General features: G+C 61.3%; 22 protein-coding genes and 1 tRNA gene. 13 read left to right on the forward strand and 10 right to left on the reverse strand.

Features of this window, described 5'->3' with window-relative positions; all coding sequences use genetic code 11:
* Positions 1-42: 42 nt before the first annotated feature.
* Complete coding sequence (locus tag BM229_RS00195; protein ID WP_093925712.1) at positions 43-1,194, reverse strand: amidohydrolase; 1,152 nt, start codon at positions 1,192-1,194, stop codon at positions 43-45.
* A 21-nt stretch (positions 1,195-1,215) separates the two neighbouring features.
* Positions 1,216-4,632, reverse strand: a complete 3,417-nt coding sequence (gene putA, locus BM229_RS00200) for a bifunctional proline dehydrogenase/L-glutamate gamma-semialdehyde dehydrogenase PutA (RefSeq protein WP_093925713.1) — start codon at positions 4,630-4,632, stop codon at positions 1,216-1,218.
* A gap of 107 nt (positions 4,633-4,739) precedes the next feature.
* Here putA and BM229_RS00205 point away from each other — a divergent pair, with 107 nt between their 5' ends.
* Positions 4,740-5,216: an Lrp/AsnC family transcriptional regulator gene (locus BM229_RS00205; protein WP_093925714.1), complete on the forward strand. Its 477-nt coding sequence runs from the start codon at positions 4,740-4,742 to the stop codon at positions 5,214-5,216.
* Between the two features lie 63 nt (positions 5,217-5,279).
* A tRNA-Leu gene (locus BM229_RS00210) sits at positions 5,280-5,366 on the forward strand.
* 13 nt (positions 5,367-5,379) lie between these two features.
* On the opposite strand, the gene BM229_RS00215 is transcribed toward BM229_RS00210, so the two are convergent.
* Positions 5,380-6,759, reverse strand: a complete 1,380-nt coding sequence (locus tag BM229_RS00215; RefSeq protein ID WP_244152076.1) for an MHYT domain-containing protein — start codon at positions 6,757-6,759, stop codon at positions 5,380-5,382.
* A gap of 446 nt (positions 6,760-7,205) precedes the next feature.
* On the opposite strand from BM229_RS00215, the gene BM229_RS00220 reads away from it, so the two are divergent.
* Positions 7,206-7,835 (forward strand): PAS domain-containing protein, encoded by a 630-nt coding sequence (locus BM229_RS00220; RefSeq protein ID WP_167360167.1) that lies wholly within the window; start codon positions 7,206-7,208, stop codon positions 7,833-7,835.
* A gap of 65 nt (positions 7,836-7,900) precedes the next feature.
* Here BM229_RS00220 and metG read toward each other — a convergent pair whose 3' ends face one another.
* Positions 7,901-9,613 (reverse strand): methionine--tRNA ligase, encoded by a 1,713-nt coding sequence (metG, locus tag BM229_RS00225; RefSeq protein ID WP_093925717.1) that lies wholly within the window; start codon positions 9,611-9,613, stop codon positions 7,901-7,903.
* A 72-nt stretch (positions 9,614-9,685) separates the two neighbouring features.
* The gene (locus BM229_RS00230) at positions 9,686-10,909 is read right to left on the reverse strand and encodes an MFS transporter (protein ID WP_093925718.1); all 1,224 of its coding nucleotides are present in this window, start codon (positions 10,907-10,909) and stop codon (positions 9,686-9,688) included.
* Between the two features lie 154 nt (positions 10,910-11,063).
* Between BM229_RS00230 and BM229_RS00235 the strand changes: the two genes are divergently transcribed.
* The 3 genes from BM229_RS00235 to BM229_RS00245 are packed head-to-tail and all read left to right on the forward strand — an operon-like array spanning position 11,064 to position 13,620.
* A complete protein-coding gene (locus tag BM229_RS00235) occupies positions 11,064-12,107 on the forward strand; it encodes an aldo/keto reductase (RefSeq protein WP_093925719.1) in 1,044 nt (347 codons plus the stop codon).
* The gene (locus BM229_RS00240; RefSeq protein WP_093925720.1) at positions 12,107-12,652 is read left to right on the forward strand and encodes a lipocalin family protein; all 546 of its coding nucleotides are present in this window, start codon (positions 12,107-12,109) and stop codon (positions 12,650-12,652) included. Before BM229_RS00235 ends, BM229_RS00240 begins: the two co-directional genes overlap by 1 nt.
* Before the next feature lie 47 nt (positions 12,653-12,699).
* Positions 12,700-13,620 (forward strand): DMT family transporter, encoded by a 921-nt coding sequence (locus tag BM229_RS00245; RefSeq protein WP_093925721.1) that lies wholly within the window; start codon positions 12,700-12,702, stop codon positions 13,618-13,620.
* Here the strand turns inward: BM229_RS00245 and BM229_RS00250 are convergent.
* Positions 13,617-14,312 carry an NUDIX hydrolase gene (locus BM229_RS00250; protein WP_093925722.1) on the reverse strand — a complete coding sequence of 232 codons (696 nt, stop codon included), beginning with the start codon at positions 14,310-14,312 and terminating at the stop codon, positions 13,617-13,619. The two genes, BM229_RS00245 and BM229_RS00250, sit on opposite strands and share 4 nt — an antisense overlap.
* A gap of 42 nt (positions 14,313-14,354) precedes the next feature.
* Entirely contained in the window at positions 14,355-14,771 is a 417-nt protein-coding gene (locus tag BM229_RS00255) for a DUF983 domain-containing protein (RefSeq protein ID WP_093925723.1), read from the reverse strand.
* Between the two features lie 218 nt (positions 14,772-14,989).
* Between BM229_RS00255 and BM229_RS00260 the strand changes: the two genes are divergently transcribed.
* From BM229_RS00260 to BM229_RS00280, 5 genes are all read left to right on the forward strand, one after another.
* Positions 14,990-15,592 carry a calcium sensor EFh gene (locus BM229_RS00260; RefSeq protein ID WP_093925724.1) on the forward strand — a complete coding sequence of 201 codons (603 nt, stop codon included), beginning with the start codon at positions 14,990-14,992 and terminating at the stop codon, positions 15,590-15,592.
* Between the two features lie 46 nt (positions 15,593-15,638).
* On the forward strand, positions 15,639-16,235 hold the full coding sequence (locus BM229_RS00265) for an RNA polymerase sigma factor (RefSeq protein WP_093925725.1): 597 nt from the start codon (positions 15,639-15,641) through the stop codon (positions 16,233-16,235).
* Positions 16,228-16,590, forward strand: coding sequence for a hypothetical protein (locus BM229_RS00270; RefSeq protein WP_093927156.1), 363 nt, complete (start codon positions 16,228-16,230; stop codon positions 16,588-16,590). The genes BM229_RS00265 and BM229_RS00270 overlap by 8 nt, the downstream gene beginning before the upstream one ends.
* A 1-nt stretch (position 16,591) precedes the next feature.
* A complete protein-coding gene (locus BM229_RS00275) occupies positions 16,592-17,101 on the forward strand; it encodes a periplasmic heavy metal sensor (protein WP_167360168.1) in 510 nt (169 codons plus the stop codon).
* Positions 17,102-17,224: 123 nt separating this feature from the next.
* A complete protein-coding gene (locus tag BM229_RS00280; RefSeq protein WP_244152077.1) occupies positions 17,225-17,761 on the forward strand; it encodes a hypothetical protein in 537 nt (178 codons plus the stop codon).
* 20 nt (positions 17,762-17,781) lie between these two features.
* Here BM229_RS00280 and BM229_RS00285 read toward each other — a convergent pair whose 3' ends face one another.
* From BM229_RS00285 to BM229_RS00295, 3 genes are read right to left on the reverse strand one after another with little or no spacing between them, the layout of a single operon-like run.
* Complete coding sequence (locus tag BM229_RS00285; protein WP_093925727.1) at positions 17,782-18,330, reverse strand: TadE/TadG family type IV pilus assembly protein; 549 nt, start codon at positions 18,328-18,330, stop codon at positions 17,782-17,784.
* The gene (locus tag BM229_RS00290) at positions 18,330-18,869 is read right to left on the reverse strand and encodes a TadE/TadG family type IV pilus assembly protein (protein ID WP_093925728.1); all 540 of its coding nucleotides are present in this window, start codon (positions 18,867-18,869) and stop codon (positions 18,330-18,332) included. The genes BM229_RS00285 and BM229_RS00290 overlap by 1 nt, the downstream gene beginning before the upstream one ends.
* Complete coding sequence (locus tag BM229_RS00295) at positions 18,866-20,245, reverse strand: Tad domain-containing protein (protein ID WP_244152078.1); 1,380 nt, start codon at positions 20,243-20,245, stop codon at positions 18,866-18,868. Before BM229_RS00295 ends, BM229_RS00290 begins: the two co-directional genes overlap by 4 nt.
* 408 nt (positions 20,246-20,653) lie before the next feature.
* On the opposite strand from BM229_RS00295, the gene BM229_RS00300 reads away from it, so the two are divergent.
* Together BM229_RS00300 and BM229_RS00305 are read left to right on the forward strand one after the other, a co-directional pair.
* Positions 20,654-22,084 carry a Glu/Leu/Phe/Val family dehydrogenase gene (locus BM229_RS00300; protein WP_093925730.1) on the forward strand — a complete coding sequence of 477 codons (1,431 nt, stop codon included), beginning with the start codon at positions 20,654-20,656 and terminating at the stop codon, positions 22,082-22,084.
* 150 nt (positions 22,085-22,234) lie between these two features.
* A complete protein-coding gene (locus BM229_RS00305) occupies positions 22,235-23,488 on the forward strand; it encodes a sarcosine oxidase subunit beta family protein (protein ID WP_093925731.1) in 1,254 nt (417 codons plus the stop codon).
* Positions 23,489-23,498 lie beyond the last annotated feature (10 nt).

Genomic DNA, 23,498 nt, shown 5'->3' on the forward strand with positions numbered 1-23,498 from the left:
CGGAGGGATTAGCGCAGTTAGCTGCGCCCGCCGGGGCATCTGTCAAGCGGTGCCGAGCAGATCCCGCGCGATCCGTTCGAAAATACCCGCGCCGATGGGGATTAGATCATCGGGAAAATCGTAATCGGGATTGTGCAGCGCGGCGTAATCTTCCCCCGGCCCGAGGCAGAGCATCGCCGCCTTGGCGTTGCGTCCGAACAGGCCGAAATCCTCAGAGGCGCGCATCGGCAAGTTTCTCTGCCCGTGCGATACGCCAAGTGCGTCCATCGCTGCGGCGGCGATGGCATAGGCTTCGGGATGATTGATTGAGGCGGCGAAATGGTCGGACTCTGCGAATTCCGCCTTCAGCCCATGGGCCTTTGCGCTGCGGGTGACCTCGACGCGCAGAGCGTCCTCAATCTCGGCCAGTGCGTCGTCGCGGGTGCTGCGCAGCGTGGCGTAGAACACCGCTTCGCCGGGGGCGATGCCAAAGGTCGGCTCGCCCATGCGTAGATGGGTGAGGGTGACAAGGCGGAAGTCATCGTCGAGCGGCCCGCCGGGGCCGAGCGCTTGCAGCGCCGGGATCAATTCCGCCAGCCCAGGCGCAGGCGATCTGCCATCTTCGGGGCTGGCGGCATGGGCGGTCTTGCCATGCAGGGTCACGGCGATGCCCTTTGAGGCGCAGTTAATGAGCGCAGGGGCCGTGTCGACATGGCCGAAGGGGCGGCCCGGTTCGACATGGATGGCAAAGGCATAATCGGCGGCGATCTCGGTATAGGCGGGGTCGTTCACCACGGCGCGTGCACCGCTGCCGTCTTCTTCGGCGGGTTGGAACATCAGCACGACGCGGCCCTTGGCGACCGGTTGACGCGCGATCAATCGCCCAAGCGCCAGCAGCATGGTCATATGGCCGTCGTGGCCGCAGACATGGCTTTTGCCCGGCACTTGCGAGACCCAGGGGATGTCATGTTCTTCGGGGATCGGCAGGGCGTCCAACTCGGCGCGAAACAGCACCGTGGGGCCGGGGCTGCCGCTGTCAAAGACCGCCGCGACGCCGTGCCCACCGAGGCCGGAGAGAATGCGCGTGGGGCCGAGTTTTTCCAGTTCCGCCGCGATGGTCCGGGCGGTCTCAATCTCTTCGCCTGAGATTTCGGGATATTGGTGGAGCGCCCTGCGAAACTGCGTCAGGTCTTCGATGTCGCTGTTCGTCAGCATGGCGCTCCTCCGATTTCTGTCCTAGGCCATCATACCCAAGAGCTGTGCATTGCCGCCCGAAGCAGTGGTGTCAACACAGACGTGACGCTCGGCCCTAACACGCGCGGTGTCGGGCAGGCCGCGCAGCAGTGGGATGATTACGCCGTCCCGGGCCGCGAGTGCTTGGTCAATCTGCCGTGCGGTGGTGTCATCACCCCACCAGAGCACGCCGCCATAGGCTGGGCCGGTGGTCAGCGCATCGGGGTTGATCCGGCCAGAGGCCGTGACCGCCACACCACCGAGCGCCCGCACGGCCTTGGCCTGCGCGGCAGCCGTTTCTGCCCCCGGTCCCATGCACAAAAGCGCGGGGCGCGGCAGGGTCGACAGGCGGTTGCTCTCGCCGGTCGGCCCGGGCATCGACTGGGTTTTCAGAACGGTCGGATGCAGCGCGGGCAGGGTGGGGAGCTTGGCCTCTGCGCTCTCCCATGTGCCGCTCGCGTCCTGATGGTCAGGTGCCGAGAAACGCGGCAGATAGTTCGGCCCGCCTGCCTTTGGCCCGGTGCCCGAAAGCCCTTCGCCTCCAAAGGGTTGGCTGCCGACGATCGCACCGATTTGGTTGCGGTTGACGTAGATGTTGCCCGCCTCGATCCGTTCCGAGACATGCTGCACCCGGTCGTCGATGCGGGTGTGCAGCCCGAAGGTGAGCCCGTAGCCCGTGGCATTGATCGCGTCGATCACGGCGTCGAGTTCGTGGCTTTTGAAGGTCGCGACATGCAGCACGGGGCCGAAGATCTCGCGCTTCATGTCAGCAATGCTGTTCACCCGCAGTATCGCGGGACCGACGAAGGTGCCGCCCTCGGGCGCTTTGAGGTCCGCGATGACGCGGCCTTCGATGCGGGCGGCTTCGATATGCTCGGCGATTCCTTTGCGCGCGGTGTCGTCGATAACGGGGCCAACATCGGTCGACAGATGCCACGGATCGCCCATGTTGAGCGCCTGCATGGCCCCCGTCAGCATGCGGATTAAGTCTTCGGCGATGTCCTCTTGGACATAGAGGCAGCGCACGGCGGAACAGCGTTGGCCTGCCGATTGGAAAGCGCTTTCGACGATGGCCTGCACGGCCTGCTCGGGCAGGGCAGTGCTGTCGACGATCATCGCATTGAGGCCACCAGTCTCGGCAATCAATGGCGTGCCGGGGGCGCAGTGTTCGGCCATATTGGCGCGGATGCGCAGGGCGGTGGCGGTGGAGCCGGTAAAGGCCACGCCGTTCACACGGGCATCGCCGGTCAGCGCCGCGCCGACCTTGCCGCCACCCGGCAGGAGTTGCAGGGCAGAGCGCGGCACCCCCGCTTCATGCAGCACTTCGACGGCGAGTTTGGCAATCAACGGGGTCTGCTCGGCCGGTTTGGCAAGCACGGCATTGCCAGCCGCCAGTGCCGCCGTGACCTGCCCGCAGAAGATCGCCAGCGGGAAGTTCCAAGGGGAGATGCAGGTGAAGATGCCCGCAGGCGGCGTGTTAGTCGCTTGGCCCGCGTAGTAGCGCAGGAAATCGACGGCTTCGCGTAGCTCGGCCACGCAGTCGGGCAGGCCCTTGCCAGCTTCGCGGGCGAGGATGGCGAAGATCTCGCCGTAGCGTTCCTCCAACATATCGGCTGCGCGGAGCAGGGTGGCGCGGCGGGTGTCCAGCGGGGCGTTCCAAGCGGCGGCATTGTCGAGCGCCGTGGCGACATCGGCCTCGGAGGCAGGCTGCACCGTGCCCGGCGATGTGCCGCCGGTCGGGTTGCTGACGGTCTCTTCGGCCTCGGGGTTGGCGTCGCCCGCAAGGATCGCCGCGGCGGTCCATGTGGCATCCGCAAAGGGGGCGCGAGCCTCTTCAATGGCGGCAAGGGTCGGGCTATGAGCCAGATCAAAGCCCTTGGCATTGGCGCGTTGAGGCAAGAACACCTCCGGCCCGCGCGGGATCGTCGGGGCGCTGTCCTGCAACTGGTCGAACGGATCGGCGGCCACGACTTCTGGCGGCACGTTCTCGTCAACGATCTGGTTCACGAAACTGGAGTTCGCGCCGTTCTCAAGCAAACGCCGCACCAGATAGGCCAGCAGATCGCGGTGCGCGCCGACGGGGGCGTAGATGCGGCAGCGGGTGCCGTGTTTCTCCATCACGATGTCATGCAGAGTCTCGCCCATGCCGTGCAGGCGCTGGAACTCATAGGCCTCGGGGTCGTCGGCCATATGCAGCACGGCGGCGACGGTATGCGCATTGTGCGTGGCGAACTGCGGATAGATGCGATCGGTCATGTTCAGCAGTTTGCGGGCGTTGGCGATATAGCTCACATCGGTCGCGGCCTTGCGGGTGAAGACCGGGAAGCCATCAATGCCCTCGACCTGTGCGCGCTTGATCTCGGTGTCCCAATAGGCACCTTTCACCAGACGCACCATGATGCGGCGGTCGTGGCGCGTCGCCATGTCATAAAGCGTGTCGATCACCGTGCCCGCGCGGGGGCCATAGGCCTGCACCACGACGCCGAAACCGTCCCATCCGGCCAAGGCTGGCTCGCCCATCACCGTGTCAATGACCTCGAGCGAGAGCGCTAGGCGGTCGGCCTCTTCAGCGTCGATATTGAGCCCCATGCCCGCCGATTTCGCCAGCAGGGCCAGCGCCCGCAGACGCGGCACCAGATCGCGCATTACAGCCTCTTCCTGCGCCAACTCATAGCGCGGGTGCAGGGCCGAAAGTTTCACCGAGATGCCGGGGTTTTTGCGGATGTCGTCGTGGGTGCAGGCATCGGCAATGGCCGAGATCGCACGGGAATAGCTGAGATGGTAGCGCTTGGCGTCCGCCTCGGTCCGCGCGGCTTCGCCGAGCATGTCATAGCTATAGGTAAAGCCCTTTTTCTCCATTCCCTTGGCGCGTTTCATCGCCGCTTGAATGTCTTCGCCCAGAACGAACTGACGGCCCATCTCGCGCATGGCGCGGCTGACGGCGGTGCGGATCACCGGCTCGCCCAGACGTTTGATCGCGGCGCGCAGGTGGCGCACCGGGCCGGGCTGGTCATCATCAAGCACGCGGCCCGTCAGCATCAGCGCCCATGTGGAGGCATTCACCAAGCTGGAGGTCGAGTGCCCCATGTGGCGGCCCCAGTCCGAAGGGGCGATCTTGTCTTCGATCAGCGCATCAATCGTATCGGCATCCGGCACCCGCAGCAATGCCTCGGCCAGACACATCAGGGCCACGCCCTCATCCGTGCTGAGACCGTATTCGGCGAGGAAGACTTCCATCATGCCGGGGGCCGAGGTGCCGCGAATGTCACGGACAAAGCCCGCCGCATCGGCGGTGATCTGGGCGCGGTCTTCGGCAGAAAGATCGGCCTGCGCCTTGAGCTCGGTCAGCAGCGCATCCGGGTCGGCATAGGTGCGCGCGTCGATGGTTTGGCGAAGGGCGGGGGCGTGATCGAGGGCCATGGCAAGCTCCAGTTGATGTTTGACCCAGAATACCTGATGATCGGCAGGAATTTCGACCGAAGATAATCAATTGCGCGGTCGATATGTCTGAAGTTTAAGGAGGCCGCATGGCAAATGAACTTTTCGATCTGGACCGGTTCGACAGCGCGATTCTATCGGTTCTAGCCGAGGATGGCCGCATCAGCATCACTGACCTTGCGCGGCGCATCGGCCTTTCGAAATCCCCGACCCAAGCGCGGCTGAGACGGTTGGAGGATAGCGGCGTGATCCTAGGATACCGGGCCCTGTTGGACCCAATTCGGCTGGGGCTGGATCACGTGGCCTTCGTGGAGGTGCGCCTTAACGACACGCGCGAGGCGGCTTTGCGGGCCTTCAACCTTGCCGTGGCCAAAGTGCCCGAGATCGAGCAGGCGCATATGATTGCAAGCCATTTCGATTACCTGATCAAAGTCCGCACGCGCAACATGTCGGAATATCGGCGGTTTCTGGGTGAGGTTATTTCGACCCTGCCGCATGTGGCCAGCACCTCGACCTATGTGGCGATGGAGGCGGTGAAAGAAACGATGCTGGCCGATACGGCATAAGCAAGGGGGAAGGAACATTCCCCCATTTACACCGCCCGCATGATGCTTATTGTGCGCCCCGATGCGGGCGTGATGGAATGGTAGACATACCAGACTTAAAATCTGTTGGGGCGTAGCCCCGTGTGGGTTCGAGTCCCACCGCCCGCACCACTTTTGCCGAAACTTAGCTCGCTTGAGCGAGCATTGCAGGCTCCGCCATTTGCGTGGCACCGGGGATGAAGACGGAGAAGGTCGTCCCTTGGCCAAGCGTGCTTTTGACCGTGATGTCGCCGCCATGGGCAAGGGCCAGTTTCTTGCAGATCGCCAGCCCCAAACCCGTGCCACCTTCGGCGCGGTCATCTGCGTCTTCGATCTGGGTGAAGGCTTCGAAAATGCGGTCTAGGTCTTCTGCTGCAATGCCCACGCCGTTGTCTTCGACCTCAAAGCAGAATCCGCCCGATTGAAGCCGAACCCGCAGATAGATGTCGCGGGCTTTCGAAAACTTTAGCGCGTTCCCGACGATATGACCCAAGAGTTGCAGGCTGCGGCGGCGGTCGGCGGTGACGCTAAGCGCGGGTGTGTCGATATGCAGTGTCGCGGTTTTATCGTGGGCCGATCCATGATGCTCTTCGACCACCTCTTCCAAAAGCGCGCGCGTGTCGAAGAGCGTCTTGTCCAGCGCAAGCTCGTTGAGTTCCATATTGGTGTAGTCGAGGATGTCGTTGATAATGGTCAACAACTGCCCGCCAGCAAATTTGATACGCTGGCCATAAAGCTGTGCTTGATCGCCCATCTTCTCAAAATGCGGTCGCGCAGGCTTTTCTTCGGGCGCAAGCTTGGCAAGGTTGTGATTTTTAAGTTCGGACAAAAAGCTGGCATATCCGATGACGATGGTCAGCGGGGTGCGCAATTCATGGCTCAGCACGCTCATGAATTCCGACTTCGCGCGGCTTGCACTTTCGGCGGCATCGCGGGCTTTGCGCAACTCCTCGACGCTTTCGCTCCGGGTGCGGTTCTCAACCACATAGCTAAAGAATGCGGCGAGGGCGATAACGGTGGCTGTTCCCGCGATGATCAGCGCGATCAAACGGTATTCGACTGGATTGGCATAGTCAGGCAGAGCCGGAAGCGGGGTTACCTGAAAAGCGGCCATGCCGGTGAAATGCAACAGGATGATAGCCAAGGCCAACAGCCCCGCCATCGACAGAACACTGCGCCGGCCCCCGCGCCGGGCGGCGCCCAGCGCGAGCGTTGTCAACACGACCGAAATTATCACAGAAGCGACCAAGTACTGGATGTCCCAATGGATCGTACCCTGCACCCGGTAGGCAACCATGCCAGTATAGTGCATGGCTGCGATGGCCAACCCAAAGATCGCCCCGCCAAGGATCGTCGCGCGGCGCGATTTAACCAAACCTGCGATGAGAACTCCCAAGGTTGAGCCGATGATGGCGATGATCAGCGACAGGAACGTCAGTGAAAAGTGAAAGGTAGCCGGCGCATCAAGTTGATAGGCGAGGATCGCAATGAAATGGGTACACCAAACCGTGATCCCAGCGGTCATCGCGGTAAGGTAACACCAGATCAATGCCTGCCGACGTGGCTGTTCAAGCACATGTTTATAAAGGCGTGAGACAACCCAACTGCCAAATATGCAAAGCAGTGCTGCCAAGATCACAAGTCCGAGGTCATGATCATGATGAATAGTGTGGGCGACCCGGAACATTCTAATCCAATCGTATGTTAACACTTTGTTAACTGCTTCGGAAATAGGGCGAAAATATGGCCCTTGCAAGTTTACACTGTGCCCATGCTTTAACCCGGCTGTAAGACCTTACCGCTAGACATTCCCGGCTAGCGGTCCGCAAGGCGTGATCGCATGATAATGCGGCGTTGTGGCGGGGGTGACGCATGGTGGTTGGGAGTGGTAACTTTTTGAAAAGGTTCAAATTTGGGCAGGACAGTCGCGCGTTTTCTTGGCTCTCTTTGCTGTTGAAGTGGCCAAGGATTTTGCATCGGATTAGCTGGGTATCTGGCCAAGACAGCAGCGCGCTGTCCGGTACATGGATGGCGCTGGATGCGATACCCATTCACGGAATTGTTTATGACGCTAAGCAACGTGTCTTGTGGCTGAACTTTTACGACCCGCCTCACACTATTAACGTATTGCAGCAGGGCGCAGAGGATCACTTTCGGCCTCAGATTGCGGGCGGTGATAAAGGCCGCATCAGTTCTTTCGTCAAGGCGTGTAGCGCAGAGATTGAAATTGAGTTTGATCAGACGGGGCGTGTCCGCCACGCCAATCAAGAGGCTTGCGGTGTGACCTATGGGTTGGGGGATTGCTTGGTCGGTCAAGATATCGCCGATCTCTTTGGGCCGCGTCTGGGAGATGGGGCGGAGATTGGCAGCCTGGTGCAGCAAATTTGGCACGGTGCGCAACAGCAGGGGAGTTTTGAGATGCACCCGGGGGAGGAGACAGCCCGGATCGTCGCGGGCGCGTTTACTGCTTTGTTGGCTCCGGACGGTGCGGTTCGGGGTATCCGGTTTCTAGGAGCCGAGGTTGCGGCCCATTGTCTGGGGCCAACCGCAGGAATAGAGCATCAAGCAGAACCCAAGCGCGCTCTGCCGCTTTCGCAGTAAAACGCCGACGGTTAGGGGCGTGAACAGCGGCCCCTAGTCATGAGCCGCTGTTCTATCGTTTGATCTCAGTCTCGCTTGCCCGCGAAGCGTTCGGACCAATTCTCGCGGTCCTCATCGCTGATCTTGGCAAACAGCACTTCGGGCACTTCAAAAGCATGGCCGGGCGCGAGTTTGCCCAAGGCGGCTGGCACGTCGTCGGGCCAAGGCATGTCTTCGACCTTCATCGCTTCGAGCATCGAGGCCGAAGCGGCAGGGATGAAGGGGGCCGATAGCACCGCATAGAGCGGGATCAAGTTCAGCGCCAGCCGGACCTGTGCCGCGGCTTTGTCGGGGTCTGTCTTGAACGTGGTCCAAGGCGCTTGGGCTTGCAGATATTCGTTCCCCGCCGCCCAGATGCCGCGTAGTTCGGCGGCAGATTTGCGAACCTCCATGGCCTCCATCAGCGTTTCATAACGCGCGACGCGGGCAGTGATGTCTTCGATCAGCGCCTGTTCGGCCTCGCCGTATTCTCCGGCCTCCGGCACCGCTTCGCTGAATTTAGAGCGGCAGAACTTGGTGATCCGGCTGACGAAGTTGCCCAGCACATCGGCCAGATCCTTGTTCACCGAGGCTTGGAAGTTCTCCCAAGTGAATTCCGCGTCCGATGTCTCTGGCGCATGGCTCAAGAGCCACCAGCGCCAGTAGTCCGCCGGTAAGATTTCCAACGCCTGATCCATGAACACACCGCGCCCGCGCGAGGTGGAGAACTGGCCGCCGTCGTAATTCAGGTAGTTGAAGGATTTGATGTAATCCACCAGCTTCCAGGGCTCGCCCGAGCCCTTGATCGTGGCGGGGAAGCTCAGCGTGTGGAAGGGCACGTTGTCCTTGCCCATGAACTGGGTATAGCGCACGTCTTCGGCGCCTTTGTCGGTGCGCCACCAGCTTTCCCAGTCCGAGCCTTTGCCCTCATCGACCCATTCCTGCGCGCAGGCGATGTATTCGATGGGCGCGTCGAACCAGACGTAGAATACCTTGCCTTCCATACCGGGCCAATCCTGATCGCCGCGCTTCACCGGCACGCCCCAGCTAAGGTCGCGGGTGATGCCCCGGTCTTGCAGACCGTCGCCGTCATGCAGCCATTTCTTGGCGATGGAGGTGGTCAGCACGGGCCAATCGGTCTTTGAATTGATCCAGTCGTCCAGCTCATCCTTCAGCTTGCTCTGGCGCAGGAACAGATGCTTGGTCTCGCGCATCTCAAGATCGGTCGCGCCTGAAATGGTGGAGCGCGGATTGATCAGGTCTTCGGGGTCAAGCTGCTTGGTGCAGTTGTCACATTGGTCGCCGCGCGCGTCCTCGAACCCACAGTTGGGGCAGGTGCCTTCGACATAGCGGTCGGGCAAGAAGCGGCCATCGGTGGGGGAATAAATCTGGCGCTGCGAAACTTCTTCGATCAGCCCCTGATCCGCCAGCGCGCCCGCGAAATGCTGTGTCAGCTTGCGGTTTTGCGGGCTGGAAGAGCGGCCAAAATGGTCAAACGACAGGCCGAAGCCTTCGGCGATGCGAGCTTGGACGGCATACATCTCGGCGCAGTATTCCTCGACCGGTTTGCCCGCTTTGGCGGCGGCGAGTTCGGCAGGGGTGCCGTGTTCGTCGGTGGCGCAGAGGAACAGAACGTCTTGCCCCCGGCCACGCTGGTAGCGCGCATAGAGGTCCGCAGGCAGCTGGCTGCCCACAAGGTTACCCAGATGTTTGATCCCGTTGATATAGGGGATGGCGGAGGTGATGAGGTGGCGTGTCATATCAATATTCCCGGTGCTTGGCGCAGCCTTATCGCAAGGGCTGCGCTGTTGCCAGCAAAAGACGGGAATAGTCTAGTCGCGGTCTCGGGTGCGGCCCAGCAGCCGCCCGATAAGGAAGGTGGTGCGCGGGGCATAGACATAGGGCGTGCGGTCGGTCCGTGTGGGGCGGGCGCGCATCCGGGCAAGGCCAAAGACCACCAGCACCCCATGCGCCGCTGCGATCATCGCGAACAACGCCGATGCACCGAAGCCTTCGATCAGCACAGAGGCAAGGTAGGGCGCGCCGATGGCGCCCACGGCGAAAAAGAACATCAAGGCGGCAGACAGTTCGACACGCTCGTCAGAGCTGGCGAAGTCATGGGCGTGGGCGGCAGATACCGAATAGATCGGAAAGGTCGTGGCCCCGAAGAGCCCTGCCGAAAGCATGATCCCCGCCGTGCCATAGCCCGCGCCCATCATCGTGACAGCGCAGCCCCCCATGGCCGCGACCGACAGCCAGATCAGAACCCAGCGGCGGTCGTATTTATCGGCCAGCATCCCCATCGGATATTGCGCCAGCGCTCCGCCCAGCACGAAGGCGGCGAGGAACCACGCGATCTGTGTGGCGCTGAGACCCACCTCTTGCCCGTAGATCGGCCCGACCATCCGGAACGACGCGCTAGAGATCGCCGCTACCACGACACCCGCCGCCGCCAAGGGCGAGCGGTCAAAGGCGAGGCGCGGGCGCAGCCTTGGTTGGTTGGGCGTCTCAGGCGGGCGAACTTTGGTCAGCGTCAGGGGCAACAGTGCAGCACAGCAGCCGATGGCGAGCAGATTATACGAGACATATGACGCCGGGGCGAGCACGCCGACGATCAGCTGCGCGGCGAGCGAACCGCTCATGTCGACCACCCGGTAAACGCCCATGGTGCGCCCGCGCGTCTCATTGGTGACCTTGGCCTGCATCCACGCCTCGATCACCGTATAGCAGCCCGCCACGCACATTCCCGACGCCACCCGCATCAGGCCCCATGCGTAAGGATCCACCACCATCATATGCGCCATCAGCCCGATCGACCCGGCGGCGGTGAAGGCGGCAAAGGCCCGGCTGTGGCCGACGCTGCCCATCAAACGCGGTGCCCACCAACAGCCGATGAAAAACCCCAGAAAATGCGCCGAGCCCAACATACCGATTTCTTGCCGCGAGAAATCAAGCTGCAGCCCCGAGAGCACGTCGAGCGGTCCCACACCCCCGGTGGAGAGTTGCAGCAAGATGACCGAGAAAAAGAGGGCGGCGAAGGAAATGAGCAGGCGCATGGGCGCACATTGCGTCCATTGCCCGGCGAGGGGAAGGGAGAATGCAGCCATTTTACGCTTTTGCCGGGGCCTATGGATCGGCGCTTGGCAATTGCCCTTGCGAAGGCCGGGCAGGCGGCTAGGTTGCGGGCAAATCACAAGCGAGGACCAGACGATGAAGATGAACAAGCTCGGCTCAAGCGATATCGAGGTCTCGCATTTCTGTCTGGGATCCATGACATGGGGCACACAGAACACCGCCGAAGAGGGCCACGCGCAGATCGACCGCGCGCTCGACGCCGGGATCAACTTCATCGACACGGCCGAGATGTATCCCGTAAACCCGATCAGCGCCGAGACGGTGGGCCGGACGGAAGAGATCATCGGCCAGTGGTTTGCCCGGGACAAGCGCCGCGATGAGGTGGTCTTGGCCAGCAAACATTCCGGCGAGGGGATGCAACACGCCCGCGACGGTGCGCCGATTTCGTCCGACACGATCCCCGGCGCCATCGAAGGCTCGCTGAAGCGGTTGCAGACGGAATACATCGACCTGTACCAATTTCACTGGCCCAACCGCGGCAGCTATATGTTCCGCAAGAACTGGACTTTTGACCCGTCCGGTCAGAACCGGGCCGAGACAATCGCCCATATGGAAGACGCCCTCGGCGCGCTGCAGCGCGAGGTTGAGCGGGGCACGATCCGCGCCTTCGGCCTAAGCAACGAAAGCGCTTGGGGGCTGACACAATGGGCCGTCGTGGCCGAGCGTACGGGCGGGCCGCGCCCGATCTCGGTGCAGAATGAATATTCGCTGATGTGCCGTCTGGCCGATACCGATGTCTCTGAGACCTGCGTGAATGAGCAGATCGGCATGCTGTCCTTCTCGCCCCTCGCCGCCGGGTTGCTGACCGGGAAATATCAGGGCGGGAAAATCCCTGCCGGTTCGCGTCTGTCACTGAACGAAGATTTGGGGGGCCGCGTCACACCCCGCGCCTATGATGCGGTGGCGGCCTATCTTGACGTGGCCGAGAAACACGGGCTCGACCCGGTGCAAATGGCGCTGGCATGGTGTGCGACGCGGCTCTTCATGGGCTCGGTGATCTTTGGCGCGACGAGCCTTGAGCAGCTTGACGTGGCGCTCGGCGGGGCCGACCTGACCCTGAGCGATGAGGTGATGGCCGACCTTGATGCGGCGCATAAATCCCATCCGATGCCTTATTGATGGCAGGTCCAATCCCTTGGGGGTGCCGTGCCTCTTTGCTGTTGTTGTTGGCCGCTTTGGCGGCCTGCAACCGCAGCGAACCGCCGCCCGCCCAGACCGGTTTTCGCAATGCCGAGGCGCTGATCGGGGCCACCAGCCGCTATGACGCGGCGCGGTTTGGCGGTGATTGGCAGGTCCGGGCGGCCTTTCCCAATGATGCCAACCTGCGCTCGGTGACCTTTGCGCCGCAGGGGCCAACGCTGATCGAGCACCGCCAATCCTGTGATGCGGCTGGGGTCTGCACCGACCGCCGTGATCTTTGGGCGCTGAGCGAAGAGGGCCCGGCGCGCTATACCATGCGCGCCGCCGTGGGCGGGGCCGAGCGTGCCTTCTGGGTGCTTTGGGTCGATGAAGGCTTCCGCACCGCCGCCATCGGCAGCCCCGAGGGGGGCTATGGCTGGATCCTTGACCGTCAGGCGACAGGCGGCGAAGACCGGATCACTGCGGCGCAAGAAATTTTGGATTTCAACGGCTATGACATCAGTGCGCTGCAAATGAGGCGCTGACCGTGACGGCGCTGGCACTGCCGCCCAGCTTCGGCCTATAGGCTGTTATGGACAGTATTTTCGCCCCCGATCTGTGGATCCTCGTCACTCTTGCTGCCGCCGTTTTTCAAACCGGGCGCTTCATGCTGCAAAAGCATCTGGCGACCGATACCCTGTCGGCGGGCGGGGCGACGTTTTCGCGGTTTCTCTACTCTGCGCCCTTCATCGCGCTACTGATGCCACTCTATCTGGGCCTTAGCGGGCAGGGGTTGCCGGCGCTAGGGCCGGGGTTCTGGCTGTACGGTGCGATGGGCGGCACGGCGCAAATCATGGCAACGGTCTGCGTGGTGCTGCTGTTCAAGCAACGCAATTTTGCCGTCGGCATCACCTTTAAGAAGACCGAAGTGATCCAGACCGTGCTGATGGGCTGGATCGTGTTGGGCGAAGGTGTCTCTGGCGCGGGGTTCGCGGCCATTGCACTTGGAGTTGTCGGCCTGTTGCTTCTATCTGGCGGGGCCGAGGCCAAGGGGCTGCGGTTGGCCGATCTGCGCAACCGCGCGGCGGGGTTGGGGATCGCTTCGGGGTTTTTGTTCGCCATTTCGGCGGTCTGCTATCGCGGCGCGTCGCTGGCCGTGGTCTCTGACGATCCGCTGCTGCGCGCCGGTGTGACGCTGGCGGCGGTGGTGCTGATGCAGACGCTGATCATGGCCGTTTGGCTGCGCCTGCGCGAGCCGGGGCAGATGCGCCGGGTCTGGGCCGCGCGGCGGGTGGCGGTCTGGATCGGGCTGACCTCGATGGGCGGGTCGCTCTGTTGGTTCATCGCCTTCACCCTGCAAAACGCGGCCTATGTGAAGGCTTTGGGGCAGGTGGAGTTGATGCTGAGCATCGCCGCCTCGACCCTGTTTTTCCGCGAAAGGATTTCGGGGCGAGAATGGACGGGGATGGCTGTGCTGGCGGTCTCTATCTTGATGCTGGTGCTGGTGACTTAACCCGGCATCGGGCGGCCATGCAGGCGCAGAAACAGGCTCTCTTCATCATTGTTCTTGAAAAACGGCACCGAAGCGGGCGGGTTTGTATCGCGCGCGCGGGCGGCGACTTCGGCGAGCACGACCTCGGTGATGAAAGGCATGTCAAACGACCGCGCCCGGCTAAGCGGCACCCATTGCAGATGCGAAAGCTCATCACAGGCGGCGTCGAAATTATCGGGGTCGCTGGCGATGTCATCGGCATCTACAAGGAAGAACCGCGCATCGAAACGGCGCGGCCGGCCCGGAGGTGTCAGCGCGCGAAACACGAATTGCAGGGCAGAGGCGTCGGGCAGGTGCCCCGTGGCGGCAAAGGTCTGCCAATCGGGGGGCACGTCGCCCTCCCACGCGCCCTCGCGGCCCAGCACCAGACCGGTCTCTTCCCACAACTCACGGATGGCGGCGACGGCGATGGCATGGGCCAAGGACGGTTCTGCATCGTCGCAGAGCCTGCCGTGACAGAGTTCATTCACCGGAGCGGCCAGCGGCACTTGCGCATCGGTCGCATCGACTGCACCACCGGGAAAAACGAATTTATTGGGCATGAACGCCGCCTTGGCCCCCCGTTGCCCCATCAGGATATGCGGCGTCACATGGCGGTCGCGCAGCACGATCACTGTGGCGGCGTTGCGGATTTTGGTCTTGTCGATGGTCATGCGGCGATGCTCCGGCGGTCAGGGGCCGAAGGGCGGGCCGCGCTAGGTGTTGCCGCCGAAGCCGCCCATCCTTTTGGCCCATTGAAAGCCGATCATGGCCCCCTTCAGTCTGGGCAGAAGGTAGAGCGACAGCGCCGTGCAGCCAACCGCAAAAATGGTGAACAGGGTCAAAGGCTCGGGCCGCCAAACGACAAAGGCGATGTGCAGCCCCGGTGCCAACAGGTGACCGACGAGCAGGATGGTCAGATAGGCCGGGCCGTCATCGGCGCGGTGGTGGTGGAACTCTTGGCGGCAGACGGCACAATCGTCGTTCACCTTTAGATAGCCGTGCAACAACTGCCCGCCCCCGCAAGAGGGGCATTTGCCACGCCAGCCGCGCAGCATGGCGGGCAGGCGGGGCCGCTCTTCGCTGTCTTGGGTCTCTACGGTGTCGGGAGAGAGTTGCTGTGTCTGTGACATGGAAGCGATCCTTTGGTTGGGGGATAGATGCAACCTGAGGCATGAAATGAAAAGCCCCGAGGCTGCCGTTGCGGCGCCATGTCGCGCAGGCTGGGGCTATGGTGCCTTTTTAAGAAAAAGTCCGAAAACCTGCGACGGAAGTTCCGGCGGCATCCGTTTGACCCTGTGATCGCGGCGCAAAAGCGTGAGACGGTCTTTAAAAAACGAGGAGTATCAAGATGACCATTCGTACAAACATGAAGATCGCAGCCCTCAGCGGATTGCTGGCCATCGGTGCCGTCGCCGCCACCGCGCAGCCAAGCGGGCAGGACCGGTTCCAGCAGCTTGACGCTGACGGCAACGGCGAGATCACACAGGCAGAGTTTCAGGCCCATGCCGAGGCGCGTTTTGCCAAGGTTGACGCCGATGGCGACGGTTTCGTGACTGGTGAAGAACTGAAAGCCGCAGGCGATGCGCGCCGGGCCGAGCGTTCGGCCAAGATGCTGGAGCGCTTCGACACCGATGGCAACGGCAGCCTTGACGCCTCTGAGTTGGAAGCCATGGGTGACAAACGCGGTGACAAACGCGACGGCAAAAAGGATGGCAAGCGCGGTGACAAAGGCGGCGAGCGCATGATCGAGCGTATGGACGCCAATGACGACGGCAAGCTGTCGATGGAAGAAATGACGCAGCGCCACGACCCCGCCAAGATGTTCGAGCGTCTGGACAAGGACGAAAACGGCAGCATCAGCGCCGAAGAGTTCGAAGCGGCGAAGAAAATGCATGGCAAGCGCCACGGCAAGGGCCACAAGATGGACCATGACAAGCCGCAGCGCGACTAAATGATGCGCCGGGCGCGCTTGATCATGGCGCGCCCGGGCCTTAGCGATGGACGGGATGCAGGATTTGTCCGACGAGCAGCACGATGCGGATGCCGAGTTGTTGCAGCGCTACGCCAGTGGCGATGCGGCAGCGGCGCGGTTGTTGACCGCCCGGCTGGTGCCGCGCATTCACGGCCACGCGCTGCGGGTGCTGGGCGACCGCGCCGAGGCAGAGGATGTGGCCCAGGAAGCGATGCTGCGGCTGTGGCGCCAAGCGCCGAAGTGGCGCACAGGAGAGGCCAAGGTTACCACTTGGGTCTACCGCGTTGTGGCCAACCTCTGCACCGACCGCCTGCGGCGTCGCGGTGCGGGGGCGACGGGGCTTGATGACGTGGCTGAACCCGCCGATCCGGCACCCGGCGCGGCGCAAAAGATGCAGCAGGCCGCCCGTGTGGACGCGCTGCAACAGGCGCTCGCCAGCCTGCCCGACCGGCAGCGTCAGGCGGTGGTATTGCGGCATATTGACGGCATGGCAAACCCCGAGATTGCCGAGGTTTTGGGCATTGGGGTCGAAGCGGTGGAGAGCCTGACCGCGCGGGGTAAACGGGCGTTGGCCGCGCAGCTATCTGCGCAACGGGACGCATTGGGGTTTGAAAATGAATGATTTTGACGACGACGCACTAGAAGGTCTTTTTGCTGCGGCCCGTGCCAACCCGCCACAGGTGTCGGCGGATTTGCAGGCGCGCGTCTTGGCCGATGCCCAAGCCCATATGCCCAAAGCGCCGCGCCAACCATGGCACCGCGCGCTTTGGCAGCTCTTGGGGGGCCCTGCAGGTCTAAGTGGGCTGGCCACAGCGGCTGCGGTTGGCGTGTGGATCGGTGTGGCGCCGCCCGAAGGTTTGCCAGATTTAGCCGGGCAGGTCGTTTCCAACAGTTGGCCGGATGCGACAATTGATCTGGGCGAGACGGATACAGCGGCCGACTGGGGCGGTTATGGCTGGGACATGGAGGAAAGTTGAGATGACACAGAGTCCAACACCGCGCCGGGTGCGCATGATGCGATGGGCGCTTGGTCTGTCATTGGCGCTGAACGTGATGATCATAGGTGCAGTTGGCGGGGCGCTATGGCGACATGGCGGGCCGGATAACAAATCGCTGCCGGGCCTGCGCAGCTATGCGTCGCCCTATGTGCAAGCATTGCCACCCGACGCACGGCGCGATCTGCATAATGAGATGCGCAAAGGCGGCAAGGCGCATCACCTTGATCGTGCGGCACGCAGCGCGCTTTATGAGCAGATGCTGGCTGCATTGCGCGCCGATCCCTTTGAGCCAGAGGCCGCCGCTGCGATTTTAACGGCACAGGGCGACGCGGCGGCAAGTGTACAAGGGGCTGCCCATAGCGCATGGCTGGCACAGGTGAGCGCGATGGCCCCAGAGACCCGACAAATCTATGCCGATAAGCTGCAAGAACGGTTGGAAGCCTGGAGCCGTGGCAAACAGCGGAGCCGCTCGGCCAAGCCTGAACGCTGACGGTGGCAGGGCGCGGCCTGCCCGGACTTGCCCTTTGCTGGGCGTCGGGCTAGGCCGAGGGTGAACAAAAACGGCAATCGGCGGCATTCCCATGGCCCCTCTGCCCATCAGAAAGCCGGGCCGATGACCGATAGTATGCAGACAGTTCAGACCAGCACGGATCAGACTGGCACGGGGCCATTAGGCGCTGGCGAAGTGCTCGCCACGGCCAAAGCCTCCCCGGCGCGCCGTGGGGTTGGGCTTTTGTCACTGGCAGGGCTGGGGGTGATGTTGATCTACTCCGCGTTCACCCGCTCACCCGATCTGGGGTGGCAAATCGCATTGGGGCTGATCGGCCTTGGGTTCATCGCCATTGCCGAGGTGATGCGCCGCTCAACTGCCAGTGCCGTGGAACTGACCGATCAGGCGCTGCGTGACGCTGATGGCCGGGTGATCGTTCATCTGGACGAGATCGAGCGCATTGATCAGGGTGCTTTTGCTGCAAAACCCTCTAATGGTTTCCTGCTCAAGACCAACCGCCGCGTGCCGCGCGGATGGCGTTTGGGCCTGTGGTGGAGCCTGGGCCGTCGCATTGGTGTGGGCGGCATGACTCCAGCCAATGAAACCAAACTGATCGCCGAGATCATCCGCGCCAAACTGGCCGAACGTCACATCGTTTAACTGTTAGACCAAACCGTGGTTTAACTGTCAGACCAAACCGTGCGCGGGGCATAGCGTGGGCGGGTAAAGACAAAGTTGTGGATGTTGCGCTTCTCCAACCCGGTTTTGAAAAGCGGCTCGAAATCACGCCAAGTCTCGACCAAGGTCACACGTTCATTGTCAGGCATGGTCGGTAGTTTGTCATGCCAATCGCGCACGTTGTCGCTGTCTAATGGCTCTACGTTGCCGCGCACTTGTGACCAATCAGTATGATAGCGGTCGTTTTCCTCATCATACCAGACAGAGCTTACGCGGATCGCCGTTTGCCCAGTGCCGCGGGTTAGATAGTCAAACAACCCTTGCATGCCTTCTAGATAATCGGGGTCAATCGCCTGCGTCTCGCGCGAGATCGCATCGCCGATGGTATAGGCCGCCGTCTGGTTGAGGTTGTACATGCGGAAGGTATCAAAGGTCGAATACATTGCCAGATAGGCCCAGAACATCAGCGGCAGCATGATTACCGTCTCGACCGCGATTGAGCCGTCTTCGTTTTGTCTGAAACGAGCGAGCAGGGAGGACAGAACAGACATCAGTTCGGCTCCTGTACGAAGGCTGCGCTTGATACCATGGAAGCGCGGCCAGCGCCGTCTTTCTCTAGGGCATAGCCGAGGCCGGTGGTCGGGAAGAAGGGTTCGAATTGGTAGCAGGCGCGCAGCAGCATCAACTGATGTTCGATCCCAAGGTTCCAGCCGCGCACCGGTCTGGGATCAATGGACGTGTCCACGCAATCGGGGGATTGATCGAAGGCGGCAAAATCACGTGGATCCACGCGGATCATCTCAAGACGCAAGGTTTCTTCACAGTCCTGCAAAAAGCCTGCTGTCTCGCAAATCTTATCCTTGATGGTCTGATGCGACATCGGCGTATTGGTGTTCAACCTCACGAAGCGGACCGTCATGTCCAACCCCCGGTCAAGCAACATGTGGCGTATCGCAAAAAAGCTCATCTCGACCGACATAATTAAGCAGCCAAAGAGCAGCGGAGACAGGATGGCGAACTCTATCAGCATCACTGATCCGTTCTCATCGCCGCGAAACCGGCGCCATGCTTTGATGGTTTTCTGTATCATTGGGTCAGTCTCAACTGGTTGATTTGCCGGGCGATGGCTTCAAAAGCGTCCACGATCTCTACCCCTTCGACGCGGAAGAAATGGCTGTCGGAGGATGCGCAGTTTTTCATCACAGACGCGCCGTGGTCGGTTACTTCAAAGCCGATAGACCAGATCACGATGCCCTTGGCCTTGGCCGCGTCGCAGATGTCATCGAGCAAATTATCGGCCTGACCAGAGGTATATTTCGTTGAATACCAGCGGTGTTGTTCACTTGAGCGGACATTGCGGTTCAGCCACCAATAGAAGGGGTAATCACTCCAGTGACGATAGTGGTCGCGGTTGGCATAAACCTGCGGATTGATCCGCCGTGTCGTGACGTTCACGCCGTCGGTCATCAGGATCACCGTCTTTAGCGTGTCGATGTCACTATAAGCCGCTGGCCGCGCCTGAAATGCAGCATCGCCGCCAATTTCTTGATTGATCGGCTGGAATGCCGGGTCAAGCAGAGCCACGCCCCACTTCATGCCCAGATGGATCGCCGTGTTCGCACGGGGCCGGAAATTGGCAATGCGGTTCTTCAAGGCCGTGGCGTTTTGGGAATAGGCCGCGACCTCCTCATAGCTCTGCTTAGGACAACCGGGATTGGAGATGTTGTCATAGCTTCCGGTGTTGTCACGGTGACGGTTGTTCCAGCTATACCCCGCCTCGAAATGCTGCATGTGCTCATAGGGGCGGGTCTGGCTGATCGCGGTAAGATCAAATTCGCTATCGTCAAAGTCGACGCAGTGGGAAAAGGAATGAAGCTGGTTGACGTTCAACTCATCCATAATGTCCTGACCGACGTTGACCTGCGCGGTATAGGGCACCACAGAGATTGAGATCAGATCAGCGTTCTCGGGTTTTAGTACCGTATCGATAAATACATCGCTGGCATCATGGAGGTTGTCCATTTTGCCATTCTCCCGCATGGAGCCAGAGATATCGAGCACCATGGAAATTTCGACTTTGTTGACCTTTTCCTCCGCTGTGGCTTTGGCGGGGACGTTCAGCTTTTCTTGGCCGAACTTGCTCATGAACATGGTGTTTAGTTCACGTGAGGCATCGACGGTGACACGGCGGTAGTTCAGCCCTTCTTCGACCTTCACACTAGAGATGTAGTCAGCCATCCCGGCTTTGTCGAAGTAGTCGCGGGCCACGTCTGCAGGGGTGAGGGTTTGGTCAAGGTCGGCAGCCGCCAGCACGGCGCGGTCTGCCACGGCCTGCACCCTTGCGCGTTCACGCTCATGGCGCATTAGATCGCCTCCCACGCCCCCCATAAGGATCATCAGCAAGATCATTAGAATGGCAAAAAGCGTGACCAACCCGTCTTCTTCGCGTGCAAAACGCTTAAGCATTGCGGGCAAGCGGCGGGGGAGGCGCCCTGAATTTCGAGGTGTATTGATCATCGCTATTAACCTTTCGTCTTCTGGCACTGGTCATGCACCAAAGAGAATGGGCGCCATTTTCAGTGCTGTAGTTTTTGCTAGGTGAAAGTGGCCAGAGTTTGGCGCATATGGGGCAATAGACAGCGTTGTGGGCGGGTTTCTTGCGCGCCGCCCTTGCGAAGATGCCCGTTTTCCCCTGATCAGGGAGGGGGCAATGTCCAACCCTGCCTTGGGTTGATAAACTTTTGTAATTCGCGATTAATTAGGTCGCACCTTGGAAACAGCCGGCCTACGGTGCAGCGGCATGCCCTTAGGGCAGCAAGATGAGTCGCGCCTAAAATCAAAGGTAACGCGGCCTGATAAGAAGAGGAGAGACCGATGAATCCAGCCAATGAGCCGAGTTTCCGCGACAGTGTGGACCTGATGTTCAACCGCGCGGTCGCGCTGATGGATTTGCCGCCCGGTCTTGAAGAGAAAATTCGCGTCTGCAACGCCACCTACACGGTGCGTTTTGGCGTGCGCCTGCGGGGGCGTATTCACACCTTCACCGGCTACCGCTCGGTCCATTCCGAACATATGGAGCCTGTGAAGGGCGGTATCCGCTATTCCATGGCTGTGAACCAGAACGAGGTCGAGGCGCTGGCGGCGCTGATGACGTACAAATGCGCGCTGGTCGAAGCGCCCTTTGGCGGCTCTAAAGGCGGGCTGTGCATCGACCCGCGCGACTATGATGAGCATGAGCTTGAATTGATCACCCGGCGTTTTGCCTATGAACTGATCAAGCGCGACATGATCAACCCCGCGCAGAACGTGCCCGCCCCCGACATGGGCACCGGCGAGCGTGAGATGGCCTGGATCGCGGACCAGTACAAACGCATGAACACCACCGATATCAACGGTGTGGCCTGTGTGACCGGCAAACCGATCAACGCAGGCGGGATTCAGGGCCGGACAGAGGCCACAGGCCGGGGCGTGCAATATGCGCTCCACGCGTTCTTCCGCGACCCCGAAGGGATGAAGAAGGCAGGTCTGACCGGTAAGCTTGAGGGCAAGCGGGTCATCATTCAGGGTCTCGGCAACGTGGGCTATCACGCGGCCAAGTTCCTGAGCGAAGAGGATGGTGCAAAGATCACCGCGATCATTGAACGCGATGGCGCGCTACATGACCAAGACGGGCTGAACGTTGAGGCCGTGCACAAATGGATCGAAAAACACGGCAGCATCAAAGGCTATGCTGATGGGAAGTTTGAGGAAGATGGCGCCAAGTTTCTGGAAGCAGAATGCGATATCTTGATCCCTGCCGCGCTTGAGGGGGTAATCAACCTCAGCAATGCCGAACGTATCCAAGCGCCGCTGATCATCGAGGCGGCCAACGGTCCGGTGACAGCCGGGGCGGATGAGGTGCTGCGCAAGAAGGGCATCGTGATCGTGCCGGATATGTATGCCAACGCGGGCGGTGTGACGGTCTCTTACTTCGAATGGGTCAAGAACCTTAGCCATATCCGCTTTGGCCGCATGCAACGCCGCGCCGAGGAATCGCGCCACCAGTTGGTGGTGGATGAACTTGAGCGGCTGAGCGCCGACAAAGAGCTGGGCTGGACTCTCAGCCCGAACTTCAAAGAGAAGTACCTGCGCGGTGCGGGCGAATTGGAGCTCGTCCGCTCTGGTTTGGACGACACGATGCGCACAGCCTATGAGGCGATGGCCCATGTCTGGCACAGCCGCGACGATGTGGATGACCTGCGCACGGCGGCCTATCTCGTTTCGATCGCAAAGGTCGCGGCGAGCTATCACGCCAAGGGGCTTTGAAGGCTTACGCCTTTCCGTAAGTGAACAGAAAAGGGGCGCTCGGCGCCCCTTTTGCATGTCAAAGACCGCAGGACGGCAAACAGCGTTTTTCGGTCATTGATACTTCTGCGCGGAGTTGCTTGACTGCGCGAAACGGCGGGAGGGATCACGATGCGTTTTTCAGGATTGCGTGTGTTGCGCGAAGGCTTGACCGGCAACCGCGGTTGGACGGCCCAATGGCGCGATCCCGAACCGCAGGCGGAATATGACGCGGTGATCATCGGCGGCGGCGGGCATGGGCTGAGCACGGCCTATTACCTCGCCAAAAACCACGGGATGACGAATATTGCGGTGCTCGAGAAAGGCTATCTGGGCGGTGGCAACGTGGGGCGCAACACGACGATCGTGCGGGGCAACTACTTTCTGCCGGGCAATTCCGAGTTCTACAGCCATTCGCTGAAGCTCTGGGAAGGGCTGTCGGAAGAGTTGAACTATAACGTGATGTTCAGCCAGCGCGGCGTGATCACCCTGTTTCACTCCGACGCGCAGCGCGATGCCTCGGCCCGGCGCGGCAATGCGATGATCAATCAGGGCGACGATGCGGAACTGCTCGACCGCGCGGGCCTGCGCAAACTGCTGCCCTATCTGGATTACGACAATGGCCGCTTTCCCATCTACGGCGGGCTGCTGCATCGGCGCGGCGGCACCGCGCGGCATGATGCGGTGGCATGGGGCTATGCGCGCGGCGCGGACCAGCGCGGTGTTGATTTGATCCAACAATGCGAAGTCACCGGCATCGACATCGAGAACGGCAAGGTGCGCGGCGTGCAGACCACGCGCGGGGCGATCCGGGCCAAGAAGGTAGCGATCGTCACGGCCGGGCGCTCGGGCCAAGTCGCTGCCATGGCCGGGATGCGCCTGCCGATCGAGAGCCATGTGTTGCAGGCTTTCGTCTCCGAAGGGCTAAAGCCCGTGATCGACCATGTGGTGAGCTTCGGCATGGGGCATTTCTATATCAGCCAGTCGGACAAGGGCGGTTTGGTCTTTGGCGGCGATCTGGATTTCTACGCCTCCTACGCGCAGCGCGGCAATCTGCCGATGATGGAACATGTGATGGAGGCCGGGATGACCCTTATGCCGATGATCGGCAAGGCCCGCGTGCTGCGCTCTTGGGGTGGGATCATGGACATGACGCCGGACGGCAGTCCGATCATCGACAAGACCGAGACCGAGGGTTTGTTCGTCGACTGCGGCTGGTGCTACGGCGGCTTCAAGGCGGTGCCGGCCTCGGGCTTTGCGCTGGCGCATCTGATGGCGACGGGGCAGCATCATGAGACGGCGGCGGGCTTTAGGCTCGACCGTTTCCGCTCGGGCGAAGGTCTGATGGATGAAGAGGCCACCGGGTCTCAGCACAACTTGCATTGAGGGAGGGCGA

It is taken from the genome of Sulfitobacter dubius (assembly GCF_900113435.1).
Classification (GTDB): Bacteria; Pseudomonadota; Alphaproteobacteria; order Rhodobacterales; family Rhodobacteraceae; genus Sulfitobacter; species Sulfitobacter dubius.

Excerpts from the sequence above, each read along its gene's own strand:
- BM229_RS00195 (WP_093925712.1), bottom strand. The coding sequence starts at position 1,194 with ATGCTGACGAACAGCGACATCGAAGACCTGACGCAGTTTCGCAGGGCG.
- putA (WP_093925713.1), bottom strand. The coding sequence starts at position 4,632 with ATGGCCCTCGATCACGCCCCCGCCCTTCGCCAAACCATCGACGCGCGC.
- BM229_RS00205 (WP_093925714.1), top strand. The coding sequence starts at position 4,740 with ATGGCAAATGAACTTTTCGATCTGGACCGGTTCGACAGCGCGATTCTA.
- BM229_RS00215 (WP_244152076.1), bottom strand. The coding sequence starts at position 6,759 with ATGACCGCTGGGATCACGGTTTGGTGTACCCATTTCATTGCGATCCTC.
- metG (WP_093925717.1), bottom strand. The coding sequence starts at position 9,613 with ATGACACGCCACCTCATCACCTCCGCCATCCCCTATATCAACGGGATC.
- BM229_RS00230 (WP_093925718.1), bottom strand. The coding sequence starts at position 10,909 with ATGCGCCTGCTCATTTCCTTCGCCGCCCTCTTTTTCTCGGTCATCTTG.
- BM229_RS00235 (WP_093925719.1), top strand. The coding sequence starts at position 11,064 with ATGAAGATGAACAAGCTCGGCTCAAGCGATATCGAGGTCTCGCATTTC.
- BM229_RS00240 (WP_093925720.1), top strand. The coding sequence starts at position 12,107 with ATGGCAGGTCCAATCCCTTGGGGGTGCCGTGCCTCTTTGCTGTTGTTG.
- BM229_RS00245 (WP_093925721.1), top strand. The coding sequence starts at position 12,700 with ATGGACAGTATTTTCGCCCCCGATCTGTGGATCCTCGTCACTCTTGCT.
- BM229_RS00250 (WP_093925722.1), bottom strand. The coding sequence starts at position 14,312 with ATGACCATCGACAAGACCAAAATCCGCAACGCCGCCACAGTGATCGTG.
- BM229_RS00255 (WP_093925723.1), bottom strand. The coding sequence starts at position 14,771 with ATGTCACAGACACAGCAACTCTCTCCCGACACCGTAGAGACCCAAGAC.
- BM229_RS00260 (WP_093925724.1), top strand. The coding sequence starts at position 14,990 with ATGACCATTCGTACAAACATGAAGATCGCAGCCCTCAGCGGATTGCTG.
- BM229_RS00265 (WP_093925725.1), top strand. The coding sequence starts at position 15,639 with ATGGACGGGATGCAGGATTTGTCCGACGAGCAGCACGATGCGGATGCC.
- BM229_RS00270 (WP_093927156.1), top strand. The coding sequence starts at position 16,228 with ATGAATGATTTTGACGACGACGCACTAGAAGGTCTTTTTGCTGCGGCC.
- BM229_RS00275 (WP_167360168.1), top strand. The coding sequence starts at position 16,592 with ATGACACAGAGTCCAACACCGCGCCGGGTGCGCATGATGCGATGGGCG.
- BM229_RS00280 (WP_244152077.1), top strand. The coding sequence starts at position 17,225 with ATGACCGATAGTATGCAGACAGTTCAGACCAGCACGGATCAGACTGGC.
- BM229_RS00285 (WP_093925727.1), bottom strand. The coding sequence starts at position 18,330 with ATGTCTGTTCTGTCCTCCCTGCTCGCTCGTTTCAGACAAAACGAAGAC.
- BM229_RS00290 (WP_093925728.1), bottom strand. The coding sequence starts at position 18,869 with ATGATACAGAAAACCATCAAAGCATGGCGCCGGTTTCGCGGCGATGAG.
- BM229_RS00295 (WP_244152078.1), bottom strand. The coding sequence starts at position 20,245 with ATGCTTAAGCGTTTTGCACGCGAAGAAGACGGGTTGGTCACGCTTTTT.
- BM229_RS00300 (WP_093925730.1), top strand. The coding sequence starts at position 20,654 with ATGAATCCAGCCAATGAGCCGAGTTTCCGCGACAGTGTGGACCTGATG.
- BM229_RS00305 (WP_093925731.1), top strand. The coding sequence starts at position 22,235 with ATGCGTTTTTCAGGATTGCGTGTGTTGCGCGAAGGCTTGACCGGCAAC.